Source organism: Rickettsia australis str. Phillips, from assembly GCF_000273745.1.
In the GTDB taxonomy this organism is placed as follows: Bacteria; Pseudomonadota; Alphaproteobacteria; order Rickettsiales; family Rickettsiaceae; genus Rickettsia; species Rickettsia australis.
Window position 1 is genome coordinate 42,619 of record NZ_AKVZ01000034.1, and the last position, 14,358, is coordinate 56,976.

Consider the following 14,358-nt stretch of genomic DNA (forward strand, 5'->3'; position numbering starts at 1 on the left):
CACTCGCAATTACGATACCCTATCTATATTTTTCATTAACCACTTTCTTAGTTAATGTAGCATTTATTTGAGAAGGAGAAACTTTAATATTTTGTTCAATGTTTTTTGTTTTTTTTCGAGATAGAAGACTTTCTTTATCATTTTGTAATGTTTTCATAAACTTATCTATATTGCTTTGTTCTAGTTTTATTGCATTATCATTATTTAAAATTAACCCTCCAATTTTTTCCCCAAGTTCGGGTGCATATCTGACAGCAAAAATTGATGCCGGTACAACTATGATAGAAAAAGCCGCTCCCGCAGTTGCAACACTAATTGCTCCGACTAGTAAAGCACAAACAGCACCGGCGATTTTTCCGGTTGCTTGTTTAAATATATTACTTTTTTGTGTAAATGCTAAAGACATTTCTAATATTTTATTAAATTCTTTCTTGATATAGATTGTTGCTTCATCAATATTATTATATTTCTTCATTGCATACATTACAGAAGCCTTAAATAATTTTTTATTAGATTCCACACAATTTATTATTTTGTCAAAATTCTTCTCTTTTAAAAGAGTTTTAAATATATTTTTAACTTTTTCTTTTTCGGTGCTATTTATTTTTTCATCTCCACAATAAACTTCTACAAGATTTTCTGCTATTATATCTTGTGATTGCTCTAAAATATTATTCTTATTTTGCTCATTTTCATTTTCAGAAGTAATCATTATTACAAATAACTCTAATGCTACAGAAAAATTATCATCATTAATAACCCGCATACCTAAATAATTTTTGAGTCTAGAAATACATTTATTAATATATTTTTCAGCTTCCGGCTTAGAATTAAGCCTTAGCGTATAATCTATAGCCAGCATATTTGCAATAGTAGAGCAAGTAGATTGCGTAAGATTATTGACAAAATTATTAACAATATCTTTTTTAAATAAATTAGTATTTATGTTATTAAGTACTATTGCATTATTCATTTTAGTAATTTATTTCGAGGCTAATTCTCTGATATATAATATCAATTTAGCATAAATAAGATTAGGAGCATGATTCACTGAAAGTTTATATATATTCTTAGGCGTTAACACTTCTTCATTACGCACTCGTACAAAAGATATAAGAGTATTAGGAGGCATATAAGAATAAATTTCAGAGAATATTTTTAAAAAAGTCAAAAAATCTGCACATGCATATTTTATATTTATGCTATAATTATTGACATGAATCGATTCACCTTCTCCTCCTTCAATCACCTGAACATTATTTTTAAAAAATACTGAATTTATAGATACGTCTATAGGTTCTACTAAATCATATTTATTGCTTAAGCTTTTTATTTTAGGAATTAGTTTTTGATAATTTAAGCAACTTACATTACTTGGAACGCTTAAATCTACATATTTTTTGTAAGATTCTAATATTTCGTCTTTAGAGTTAATGACAGAATAAAGCTTTAAAACTTCCTCTGTTAGATTTTCTTGTGAAACTTGTTTATCAAGAATAGATTTACTGTATTCTTGTTGAAAATTTTTTATTATCCAAATAGTTAAGGAAATAAAGAAAAAATATATAATAAATTGAAAGAGTATAAGATTCTTTAAATACATAATATATTTTTCAAACATTATCTTTACCTTGGGTTATTAATGCTATTGCATGACTTATGTCATTCCCGCATGGCATTGCCTGAGTGGTTCGATTCTCCGTCATTGCTAAGAGCTACGTAATAATTCGACGAAGCAATAACGATTAGATATCCACACAACAATGCCTTCCAGCTTCCGTAGAATACTAGGTCTTATCATCAACTATATTAACCGATAAAGGAATTACTACCTTACCGAATATATCAAGTATTTTATCCTTATATATAACATAATCTATCTGCAAATTAGATAATTTATTTTTTACGTTTTGCATATGATCATCTAGCAGCTTTAGAGATTCATCTATCGATAGATTATTAGTATAATATTTAAGTATTAATTTGATTATTAATTGTCTCTTAGAAACTAATAAAATATTATCTATATTTGTTAATTCCCATTTAATTTCTTCTAATTTAAAAGCCGGATTTAAAGTAATTATAAGTCTGTTAAGCAAATCAAACGGTAGCGGTACCGGTGCTTCTAGTAATTTTCCTATTACATATAAATCAGCGAGGCTAGTAGTATTTTTAATATAAGGATATTTATATTTGATACTATCATATTCTTGATTTGTTGCATAATATTTTTCATTAATAGAGTTTATATCTTTGTAATTCTGTTTTGTATTATATTTGATAATACCAACCACTAATATTAATATTATAAGTAATGCACTATATAATTTAAATATCAGATCTTTTATAGTAACTAGTTTTTTTATTGATTTTAAATTATTATTATAAGCAGGAAAACTCTTATATTCTAGAAACAGCTTACTAATATTCGTATCTATAAATCTTTCTTTTTCTAGAGTTTGCGTGTTTAGTATATTATCAACCGGTATAAAGATTAAAGGGTGATCTTCAAAATTTGTTGATTCTAATAAAGATTTTAACTCTTCATCTACTATAAGAATTATACAGGCTCTTTGGTCAAGATTACTGATATAGTTTTTAAATAATATAAAGCAATCATTAATTTCTTGTTCTATAATACCTTGAACATAGCCGGTTGTTTTATCAAATGGATACTCAAGATTTCTAATTGTTATTATATTATTTTTATGTTTAATAATAAATTTTATACCGCTAGCTTGTGATGCATATACACAAATTTGAAAATAATCATTATATTTATCATTTTCTATATTCTGAACTATTTTATTTATAATAACTTTTAGCTCTAACGTTAAAAAGTAAATTTCTTTTAAATCAAGCGATCTTTGATCTATAATGCATGAAATTATATCACTTAAAGGTGTTTCAAATGGACACGACATAATTAAAGTTGACCAAATTTCACTTGGTGTAGTAGTAATTTCGTAAACACAATGTGCTATAATGTCTTCTTTATTAAAATAACCTTCGATAAATTGTTCAATAGGATCAAGTTTAACTATCGACTGTAATATAGGTATTTGATCGTGCCGTGTCTTACATTCGCTACCGTCAAGTAAAAAATAAATATCGCTTTTTGGAAATTTACTAAAAAAGTTTTTATAAGGATTTAAGTCTATCTGTTCCTGAGTAGGGATAAATAATTTATCTAATAATTTATTATCAAGAAAAGTACTAAGAAATACACCTTTATTACCTAGTAACACCACAATCTTTTTTCTTTTGAAAGAAGATATTTTTAATTTTGTTAAAAAATTAACAAAATCTAATTTGATCGAATCAAAAATATTTTTCATAAATAAATTTATTTTAATCATAATTCAGTGTATTTTACTATATGCAAAGTCAGACCTGCGTAGCATTGTTGCGTGGACTGATTTTCCGTTGTCATCCCCGCGACTTAATCGCGAGATCCAGCTTAAAAAATACATAATAATATTAATATTTTTATGGACCCCGTGGTCAAGCCACGGGGTGACACGGTGGATTTTACCGATCCACAAAGGAATGACATAACATTAAATAATATATCGTACCATGACTAAATTTACCACCGAAGAAGTTAGAAGTAAATTTATAACTTACTTTAAAACAAATAATCATACACATGTACCAGCTAGCTCGTTAATTCCACACAATGACCCTAGCTTAATGTTTGTTAATTCCGGAATGGTACAATTTAAAAATGTTTTTACCGGACAAGCAAAAAGACCTTATAACACAGCAGTAACTAGTCAAAAATCTCTTAGAGCTGGCGGTAAACATAACGACCTTGAGAATGTCGGTTATACAGCAAGACATCATACATTTTTTGAAATGCTAGGTAATTTTTCATTCGGTGACTATTTTAAAGAACAAGCCATATATTACGCTTGGAATTTATTAACTAAAGAATTTGAACTCCCAAAAGACAAGCTTTATGCAACAATTTATCATACTGATGACGAAACAGCTTCTTGTTGGAAAAAAATAGCAGGTTTTGGGGATGATCGCATAATAAAGATTAAAACAAACGATAATTTTTGGTCTATGGGCGATACTGGTCCTTGTGGTCCTTGCTCTGAAATTTTTTATGACCACGGAGAACAAATATACGGTGGGCTACCTGGCACTAAGGATGAAGACGGTGACAGATTTATCGAGATTTGGAATATGGTATTTATGCAATATGAACAAATCGATAAAGATACTAGAATAGAGTTACCGCAAAAATCTATCGATACCGGTATGGGTCTTGAGCGTATGACTGCAGTATTACAGCATGTTAACAACAATTATGACATAGATTTATTTCAGGAAATAATTAATTTTACCGAAAATATAGTAAAAGTGAAAATAGAGGGAGAAGCTAAATTTTCTTACCGAGTTATTGCCGACCACTTACGAGCAAGTAGCTTTTTAATAGCTGACGGCGTTATTCCTTCAAATGAGGGGCGTGGTTACGTACTCCGACGTATTATGAGGCGAGCCATGAGGCATGCCCATATGCTTGGATCACAAGAGCCGTTAATATATAAATTACTGCCAAAACTTGTTGATTTAATGGGAAATGTTTATCCTGAACTTAAGAGAGCAGAAAGCTTTATCAGCAGCATCTTAGAACAAGAAGAAATTAGGTTTAAAACTACTTTAGAACGTGGATTAAAGCTACTGACCGAAGAAACAGCAACGCTAACGAAAGGTAATGAATTATCAGGAGAAATAGCGTTTAAACTATATGATACTTACGGATTTCCGCTTGATTTAACCGAAGATATTCTAAAAAACCGTGATATTTCCGTCGATCATAATGGGTTTGAAGAGCAAATGCTCGCACAAAAAGAACGTGCTAGAAAAGCTTGGCTTGGCTCCGGTGAATCAAAAACCGATCAGTTGTGGTTTGACATCAAAGAGCAGCATGGTAGCACGGAGTTTTTAGGATATACGCTTAATGACGCAGAATGTAAAATAATTGCATTAATTAAAGATAATAATTTAGTTAATGATATAAAAGAGATAGATACGCAATTTCTGCTAATCAGCAACCAAACACCTTTTTACGGTGAGTCCGGCGGTCAGATGGGTGACATTGGAACGATATTTGCAAAAGATTCTGAGATAGAAGTAATAGATACTTTAAAATATTTAGGCTCTATTATAGCCCATAAATGTATTTTGAAAAAGGGACAGATTAACGTAAGCGAGAATGCTAATTTTAGTATAGACATCAAATATAGACAAAATTTAAGGATTCACCACTCGGCCACGCATATATTACATGCAGTACTACATGAGGTACTTGGTAAACATGTTACACAAAAAGGTTCGTTAGTCGCTCCGACTTATTTACGTTTTGATATTAGCCATTCCAAAGCTGTGACTAATGAAGAAATCACTTCAATCGAAGATAAGATAAATGAGATTATTAGAGATAATCATGAAGTAAATACTACATTAATGACAACTGAAGATGCAGTTAAACAAGGAGCTATGGCACTGTTTGGTGAGAAGTACGACTCTGAGGTAAGAGTAGTTAAGATTGGTGATACTTCTTTAGAATTATGCGGCGGTACGCATGTTAGACGTACTGGTGATATCGGCTCTTTTAAAATTACAAGCGAAAGTGCTATAGCAGCAGGTGTTCGTAGAATTGAAGCAGTTTGCGGTGAATTCGTAATTAAATTAATGAGAGAAAAGGATAGTTTACTTAAATCGATAGAAAGCAGTTTAAAGACTAACAAAAACGAACTTGTTACTAAGATTCATAATACCCTAAAGCGTAATAAGGAACTTGAGAAAGAGTTAGAAAAAACTCATTTAGCTCGTTTAGATTTAAGTATAGAGCAAATTGAAAAGCAAGTTGAGGATATAAAAGGAGTTAAGTTAATTTATCGATATATAGAGAATTTAGACAATAAAGTATTGCGTCAGGCTGCAGAAAATTTAACGAAAAAAGTAGAAGATTTAATAGTAGTATATATTACGGGTAATAACGATAAATTATCTATTACGGTTGCGGTGAGTAAAGCTATAACAGACAAATACAATGCAGGTATAATTGCAAAAGAACTCTCTTTATTCTTGGGAGGCAGCGGCGGAGGTGGACAAGCAAGCCTTGCTCAAGCCGGAGGAAGCAATATAGGTAAGTTAACTAACATCCATAAAAAATTATACAGTTTATTAACAGTGTCCGTAATGTACTAATTTAGGACGTGGTTGCGAGTTGTAGGCATTGTTGCATAACTCATTTTATGTCATTTCCGCGTAGGCGGGAATCCAGAAAAAAGTATTAAATACAGCAAATTTTTGAAATTAAAAGCTCGATTTATCTTGCTTTATGCTGGATTCTTGCCTCCGTGGGAATGACATCTAGGACTTTTTAAAATTGTCCGGTACTATGGACTTGATCGTAGGATTTAAACTTGTTTTGTTATGGATCCTGTGGTCAAACCATGGGATGACAGAGGTAAAATTGATCCACGCACGGGCAAACCGTATATTATAATATTGTTAAATATCCAAGTACTTCTACTAATTTATGGTTATTAGCAAAATTTCCTTCCTCATCATGATTGCTGTAATGATCAAAATTTATTAATAGCTCTTCTTGAGAATTTTTATAAATTAGATTTGTAAATAAACGCATGTCACCGTCAAATTTAGCTTCTACTGCTTTATTTTGTAAAAATTTAATTCCATTGATGCTTGTTTTACAATATGTAATACCTTTTTCTATAGCTCGAGTAAAAGAATCAATTAAATTAATATCTAATTTTTTCTTGATGTCTTCAGAAATTTTTGCAAAGCAATTTAAACCTTTATATTTGCCTACAAAATAAGCATCATCTTTTTTAATGTTCTGTTTATTAACATTCCAATTACTAGCAATTTGGTTATTAGTGATTTTTTGGCTAATTTCAAAAAGTTTTTGTTGTTTTAGCCGTTGATAATAAGTATGTATTTCTTTTGCATCATATTGCTCAATAAGCTCGTCTATATTTTCTGCTGTGTTATCTGTAGAGTAATTTGCAGAAATTGCTTACTGTTTTTCTTCGGTTAATTGATTTGCATATTCTTGGGCTTTTTCTTTATTATTATTTAATAAAGAATAAAGCTATACCTATTTCTAAAGTTTCTTCATTTTTTTGGTCATATTTTAAAGCGTTGTCTACCTAGGAACAGAGTTAAATTCTTCATTAGCAATTAAAACAGTACTCGAGATATTCATTAAATCAGCCGATTCTTTTCCTTCTAGATGATTGCTATCAATAATAATTTGTGAAGCTTCAATATCCTCGTCTAATCCAAATAAAGCTTTAAGTTGCCATAAATATTTATTTTGGAATCATTCTTCCTTAGAGATTTTTTGTACGATGTTTTTTACAATATCAAGTTGTTTAGTGTAGAGAGCTATTGAAAGCAATAATGTATTATCATTACAATCATTAATAAGTTTGTTAAGAACCTTAGCTTCATCAACCTTAGAAAACTTACCTTCATTAAATTTAGCTACATATTCTAAACTTTTAATTAGAGAATGGAAGCATGTAGTATTGCCATTTTATTAATTGATGCTAATCCTTTTGTAGAAACAGTAGGAAGATCTTGAGATATCTTTAATAAGTGTTTTAAATCTTTAGATGTTAAGTAATTTCTAGAATGTTTTGCATTGTCTATTTCATTAAGTTTTAAATAAACTTTATATTGTTCAAAAATTGTCTGTTGATCTTTCGGTAAATATTCTAAAGCAGCTAAATAGTATTTTTTTGCAGATTGATAATCTGCTTTATTGGAATATGCGATGCCAAGGTTATGATAACAATATCCATATTCACTAATTTAGTTTCTAGCAACTTTATTACTTGATCAGCATCGTTTTTTGATAACAAAGCCTCTGAAAAGTTTAACAATGCACAAAAATTTTGTTGACAGTGTGTTGCTAATATTTGAAAAGCATGAATTTGGGCTTACGGCTCTCTCACAAAGATACTAAATTGGTAATGATTAAGATAGCTTCGTTATATTGAGGAGCATTGATTTTTAAAAATAAGGCTAAGTTTACATCAGCAGTTTTTAATACATCTTTTATTAATTATTCAGCTAGTTGGTCATGATTATTTTTTATGGCAATATTTATAGCATCACGCATAGCTGCGATTTTTAGAAATATAACTTTCCCGACATCTAAATTAATAATTTTTTTAAGTTGAAATGCGCAGGTATAAAATTTATTCTCTATTTTATACACAAAATTTTTTTCAGATAATTTTTTAATCTGATATTTATTAAGTAATGTATTACCTTTTAAACCTTAATACTTACAATTAATAAATAATTTTGTCATAACATTTTGTATAAAAGTTATGGCGTTATATTTAGATGTAAAACTAATTAAGTAATTAACAATTTCCACCGTAACTTTAATATTTTTTACGAAGTCAATAGAATCCTGTAATGCCATAGCATAAAATTCATCTGCTTGTAACATTTGTTTAAATTGTTTAAAATTACTACTATCTAAAAGAATTGACTTACTTTTAGAAAAAGTAATAGCTTGGGGATGATTTGGTGTAGATTGGAGAGTTTTTTGGTTCATCATAATTAATAATTGCTTAGCGAATTATATACTAATTTTGATTTTTTGTAAAGAACGTTAATATTCAAGTTCCCACTGTGAAACGAAGACTATCGTTGTTAAGAGCTATTGCAAGTAGATCAAAGTGATTATATAACACTCATAAATGGCTAGTGGATTATATAGTTATTAATACTCTGTTTTCACAAAATAAAGTCCAGAGGCAGGGGCAGTAGGACCGGCGGCTTTTCTATCTTTAGCTTTTAGAACATCTTTAATATGCTCTGCTTGCCAAATATTCTTACCGACAAGCACTAAACTACCAACAATATTACGCACCATATGATGCAAAAATGATGGGGCTGAAAGATATAATTTTATTTCTTCGTCTCCTGTAACAATATTAAGTTCAGTTAAAGTTTTAATCGGTGATTTTGATTGACATGAGCTAGCCCTAAATGAAGTAAAATCATGTTTGCCTAATAGATAAGTGGCAGCTTTTTTCATAGCTAGAACATCTAAAGGTGAACTAATCCACCATGCTCTATTTAAATCAATTACCGATGGATAAGGTCTATTAATAATTCTATATATATAATGACGAGAGGTGGCTGAAAATCTTGCATGAAAATTATTTAGGACTATTGCGCAATGCCATACCACTACTGCATAAGGTCTTGCAAAATAGTTAATAGCCATAATAATTTTGTGAGGTTCTAAATATTTTGAAAGATCAAAATGTGCTACTTGACCTATAGCATGAACACCAGCATCTGTTCTTCCTGACCCAAACAATATTACCTGTTCACCAGAAAATTTATAAATCGCTTCTTCTAATATCTGCTGTACCGACATTACTCCTGCTTGTCTTTGCCAACCTGCAAGATTCGTGCCTAAATATTCAATGGTGATCTTATATCGATACATAAAGAAGCTTGTTATTGTCCATTTCTGCGGAAAAGATACCTAAGCCGTCGCGAGAAGAATTACGCAGTAATTCGACGCAGCAATCCAGTAAAAAATCTGTAAATTAGAATTTTTTTATTATTTTTCTGGATTGCTACGTCGCTCCTCGCAATGACGATTTGGCATCCTATGCAACAAACCACGGGATGACAGTACAAGTATTATCACGCCTCTAGTAAATCTGATGGATTACCTTCACCACGCTTTCCACCGCTTCTAAAGCTATTAAGTTTTTTGGATCTAATAGGATGTTGTAACTTTCTTAAAGCTTTTGACTCGATTTGTCTTATACGTTCTCTAGTTACTTTAAATTGCTGCCCTACTTCTTCTAATGTATGGTCAGTATTCATACCTATACCGAAACGCATTCTAAGCACTCTTTCTTCACGAGGCGTAAGGGTTGCAAGTACTCTAGTGGTAACTTCTCGTAAATTTGACTGAATTGCTGCATCAATCGGTGCTACTGCATTCTTATCTTCGATAAAATCGCCTAATTGACCGCCGTCACTATCATCACCTACGGGATTCTCAAGACTTATAGGTTCTTTAGCTATCTTCATAACTTTCCGCACTTTATCAAGCGGCATTGAAAGACGATTAGCGATTTCCGTTGCCGTTGGTTCGTATCCAAGTTCATTAAGCATTTGTCTTGAAGTACGCAGTATCTTATTAATTGTTTCAATCATATGCACAGGAATACGTATAGTCCTTGCTTGATCTGCAATAGCTCTTGTTATAGCTTGTCTAATCCACCAAGTAGCATAGGTAGAGAATTTATAACCACGGCGATATTCAAATTTATCCACCGCTTTCATAAGTCCTATATTACCTTCTTGAATTAAATCTAAAAACTGCAACCCTCTATTAGCATATTTTTTAGCGATAGATATAACTAAACGTAAATTCGCTTCTATCATATCCTTTTTTGCTTGCAGTGTTTGTCTCTCACTTTTTTGTATAGTATTCACTAGTTTTTTAAAATCATTAACTAAAAGACCGGTATTAGATTCTATAACCGATAATTCAGCAATCATTTGATCTATATAATCCGATTCTTTAGTAATTAACTCTTTCCAAGCGACTTTTTTATTTTTCAGCATTTTTTCTTTCCATGCTGCATTGATAACCGATCCTATATATTCATCAAGGAAATTTTGGCGAGTTACTCCGTATTTTTCAGCAAGTTTTAAAAAAGCTGTTTCTTTATTAATTAAATCACGATTTATTCCATACATCTTACCTAAAATTTCTTCCGTTCTTTTAGAATTAAAATGTATTTCCGAAACTTCATTTAATAATAATTCTAAATTATTATTATATTTTTTGTTATTTTGTAAAACTTTCGGTTCAAAAGATTTTTCATAACATTTTTTAGCTTCAATGAGTAGCTCTTCGCAGATAAAAGAAATCTTTTTCATACGCTCTATGATATTAGGTAATATCTGCGTTTCTACTCTAGACATAGATAAGTGATTATCCTCATGCTCTTCTCCTTCGGTCTCACTACTATGTTCTTCATCATTTTCGGGTGTTTCGTCATGTAACATGTTAGCTTCTAAATCTATCAGATCACGTAGTAACATTTTTTCATTAACTAAATCTTCATACCATACTATAAAACAACGCATAGCAATAGGGCTTCTGCATAAGGAAGCAGTCATTGTTTTACGTCCTTCCTCAATCCTTTTTGCTATTTCTACTTCGTTTTCACGAGTTAAAAGATCGACTCCTCCCATATCCTTAAGATATAATCTTACAGGATCATCGGTAGTACCTATATTTTCTTCTTCTGCTTCATCATCAGGTTCATTATCAACATTAGTAGATAGCTTAAATTCTTCATCCATTCCGATATCAAGCTTAATTTCATCATCTTCGTTAGATTCTAAAATATCTACTCCAGCATCGGAAAATTTTAATATAGCTTCTTCTAATTGTCTTATTGAAGGATTTTTATTAAGAGGAAGAGCTTTGTTTATATCATCATAAGTGACCGGTATCTTTTTAGATTTAGCTTTTTTAAGTAAACTATCTATTTTATCTAGATCATTGTCTATATTGCTATTGCTCATTAAATACCTATATGCTTTTTTCTTTTACAAGAAGTTTGAAATAATTAAGTTATCGTGTGATTAATAAAAGATTCGTTTAAAACTTGAAGTTCATTTGCAATCTTCAGAATTTCTTTTTTATATACTAAAATTTTTTCAAAGTCGTGATTGTCTGTACTGTTTATTGTAATAGCGTATTCTTGTTGTAAATTTATTAGATAATATTTCTTATGTAGCCACTGCCATAATAAATCCAGTCTGATATTATTTTTATTAAATGAGATATCTAAAAACAAATTATCCGTTTTTGATAATAATAAAAAAATATCAAAAAAGCTAGTTTTTTCCACAATTGCAGTAATTTCACTTGCTTCTACGTTATTATCTATAATCTCGTTTAAATACCAGTTACGAAATTCTTCAAGCGATTTATTATTAAAATTTAAATTTAAGATGAAATCTCTAATATCTTTTTCTTCAAGTATTATAGGAAATTTAACCAACAAAGCACAAAAAGCGTGTTCTAGCATTTCAAGCTCTGAATAGCCGTGACTTGAAACTATAGGCACCAAATTTGAGCTTTTAGTTATAATTTTCTTCTGCTTTGTGACTAAATTTTGCCATATTTGATCTTTAAAAAACCTGTAATAACTTGCTTTTAAATTACTATCCGATATTTTATTGCAGTAATCTTTTAAATTTTTCTCTAAATTGGCTTTTTCTTCTGCGGTTTTAAAATTCTTACCGCTATATTCAATATGCCAAATCATTTCTGATAGACTTATTCTTTTATCTATAAGCTTTGCAAAAAAATCAGCACCGTTTTTATTTACTGTATCGTCTGGATCAAGTCCGCTTGGTAATCTAATAAAAGAAATTTTCTTTTCACTATTAATAAGCGGTAATGCTAAGTTAATAGTTCTTATGCTAGCTTTTATGCCTGCATTATCTCCGTCAAGACATAATATAATTTCATCGCCGGCACGCCATAATTTATGTAAGTGATTCTCGGTAACGCTAGTACCGAGACTCGCAACCGCTGCACTAAAGCCTGCTTGATGTAGTGCTATAACATCAAAATAACCTTCTACTAAAATCGAATGATTTTTTTTATAGCTACTGCTTATCGCTTTATGCTCACCGTATAGAGTTTTACTTTTTTGAAATACTGTAGTGTCAGGTGAATTCAAGTATTTAGGTAGCCCCTCCCCTAGTACCCTACCGCCAAAGCCTACAATTTTATTGTAAATATTTCTAATTGGAATAGTAATACGGTTAGAAAATAAATTATATATTTCACCGTTTTCTCGTTTACCAATTAAGCCGGCTTTGCCGAGTTTTATAATATCTATATTTTTATCATGAAAAAATTTTTCAAATTTATTATTTCTTGGAGCAAAACCTATTGAAAATTCTTTTATTGTCGTTTCGGTAATATTTCTTTGGTGTAGATAATTTAATATTTCAGGCGTTAATTGCGTTCTAAAAAATTTATTAGCAAGCTCTAAAATATTTAAAATTTCATCGGATTCTTCATAAAATTCTTTCTGTTTCGCAGTTAATTTTGGTATCTCTATACCGTAATCGGTTGCAAGCTTTATAGCAGATTCATTATAGGATAGACCGCTAATATTAGAAGTAAATTTTATAACGTCACCGGCTGCTTTACAGCCAAAACAATAGAAAAATCTCTTACTATCACTAACTGTAAAAGATGGGGTCTTTTCTTGATGGAAAGGACATAAACCTACATAGTTACCGGATTTTCTAGTTAAAACTACTTTTTGCCGCACTACATCAGATATGTTAATACGGTTTCTTAAGAACTCATAAAATTCCGGTGCAACTCTCATTATATTACAATATGTAGGAAAGAATAGCTGTAGAAAAACAATAAGAAAGTGGTATAGACAAATTATCGTTAATTCTTAAATCTTTTGAATAAAATTCAGTTGCCGTAGCCCCTATACAACTTATTATAATAATAATAAAACTTGTATTATATCCTAGATAGAAATACACTAATATACTTATAAAAATTGCAGAAGCTAAGAAGGTAACAGAACCTGCTATAGATTTACCGTTACCTAAGCTATTTCCTATTTTAACACCGACAAGAGCCGCTAAACAATCTGAAATAATTAAAATCAACCACGAACAAATCACTAAATTTTTAGGGAAAAGAAGAGCAGTTAAGAAAAGACCAAGCATCATAAAGCTAATGCCGCTTAAAGTACAAGAACCATTATTTTCTTCGAGCCTTATAACTTTTGAGAAAAATTTAGTTACAAATTCGCTAATTTTTACATTATTATGACGTGATACATCTAAATATAATGTAACAACCGTTATTATAAATAATAATAACATAATAGCGGTTCTTGGAATAAATAAATAAAGCAGCGGAAATATTATAGCCGATAAGTGAAAAATTTTACGGTTTTTCTCAAAGTCAAAATCTTTAATTTCCATAGGATTACTAGTTTGTTGCTATTGTTTATGAAAAATAATACCTACGTCATTACAAGAAAGCATTGATATTGTTGCATAACTCGAAAAACGCGTGCGATGTAATCCCCGCGTAGGAAGAGATCCAAAATAAATAACTTTAATACTATAAAGTTACATATTTGATAAAATAAGCATATAAAAAACTTGTTTTTTTATATGCTTTACTGGATTCCTGCCTTCACGGGAATGACATATAAATTTAAAATTAACTGTTTTGAGGTAATGCTAAATAAC

The 14,358-nt window shown here is 30.3% G+C and carries 11 protein-coding genes; 1 reads left to right on the forward strand and 10 read right to left on the reverse strand.

Annotated features, from left to right (window positions below; all coding sequences use genetic code 11):
- Positions 1–19: 19 nt before the first annotated feature.
- The 3 genes from A452_RS0106515 to A452_RS0106525 all read right to left on the reverse strand — a co-directional run bounded on the left by A452_RS0106515 (position 20) and on the right by A452_RS0106525 (position 3,359).
- On the reverse strand, positions 20–973 hold the full coding sequence (locus tag A452_RS0106515; protein WP_014412189.1) for an RP853 family protein: 954 nt from the start codon (positions 971–973) through the stop codon (positions 20–22).
- 9 nt (positions 974–982) lie between these two features.
- Entirely contained in the window at positions 983–1,621 is a 639-nt protein-coding gene (locus A452_RS0106520) for a hypothetical protein (protein ID WP_014412188.1), read from the reverse strand.
- A gap of 166 nt (positions 1,622–1,787) precedes the next feature.
- Positions 1,788–3,359: a hypothetical protein gene (locus tag A452_RS0106525; protein ID WP_014412187.1), complete on the reverse strand. Its 1,572-nt coding sequence runs from the start codon at positions 3,357–3,359 to the stop codon at positions 1,788–1,790.
- A 220-nt stretch (positions 3,360–3,579) separates the two neighbouring features.
- On the opposite strand from A452_RS0106525, the gene alaS reads away from it, so the two are divergent.
- A complete protein-coding gene (alaS, locus tag A452_RS0106530; RefSeq protein ID WP_014412186.1) occupies positions 3,580–6,225 on the forward strand; it encodes an alanine--tRNA ligase in 2,646 nt (881 codons plus the stop codon).
- Positions 6,226–6,520: 295 nt separating this feature from the next.
- Here the strand turns inward: alaS and A452_RS11235 are convergent, their stop codons facing one another.
- The 7 genes from A452_RS11235 to A452_RS0106575 all read right to left on the reverse strand — a co-directional run bounded on the left by A452_RS11235 (position 6,521) and on the right by A452_RS0106575 (position 14,085).
- Positions 6,521–6,667 (reverse strand): hypothetical protein, encoded by a 147-nt coding sequence (locus A452_RS11235; RefSeq protein ID WP_014412185.1) that lies wholly within the window; start codon positions 6,665–6,667, stop codon positions 6,521–6,523.
- A gap of 884 nt (positions 6,668–7,551) precedes the next feature.
- A complete protein-coding gene (locus tag A452_RS13075; protein WP_155813387.1) occupies positions 7,552–7,860 on the reverse strand; it encodes a tetratricopeptide repeat protein in 309 nt (102 codons plus the stop codon).
- A 472-nt stretch (positions 7,861–8,332) separates the two neighbouring features.
- A complete protein-coding gene (locus tag A452_RS0106555) occupies positions 8,333–8,620 on the reverse strand; it encodes a hypothetical protein (RefSeq protein WP_014412183.1) in 288 nt (95 codons plus the stop codon).
- 165 nt (positions 8,621–8,785) lie between these two features.
- Entirely contained in the window at positions 8,786–9,523 is a 738-nt protein-coding gene (truA, locus tag A452_RS0106560; RefSeq protein ID WP_014412182.1) for a tRNA pseudouridine(38-40) synthase TruA, read from the reverse strand.
- 203 nt (positions 9,524–9,726) lie between these two features.
- Entirely contained in the window at positions 9,727–11,634 is a 1,908-nt protein-coding gene (gene rpoD / locus A452_RS0106565; protein ID WP_014412181.1) for an RNA polymerase sigma factor RpoD, read from the reverse strand.
- Positions 11,635–11,678: 44 nt separating this feature from the next.
- Positions 11,679–13,466, reverse strand: a complete 1,788-nt coding sequence (gene dnaG / locus A452_RS0106570) for a DNA primase (protein ID WP_014412180.1) — start codon at positions 13,464–13,466, stop codon at positions 11,679–11,681.
- Positions 13,467–13,470: 4 nt separating this feature from the next.
- Positions 13,471–14,085, reverse strand: coding sequence for a diacylglycerol/polyprenol kinase family protein (locus A452_RS0106575; protein WP_014412179.1), 615 nt, complete (start codon positions 14,083–14,085; stop codon positions 13,471–13,473).
- Positions 14,086–14,358: the final 273 nt, after the last annotated feature.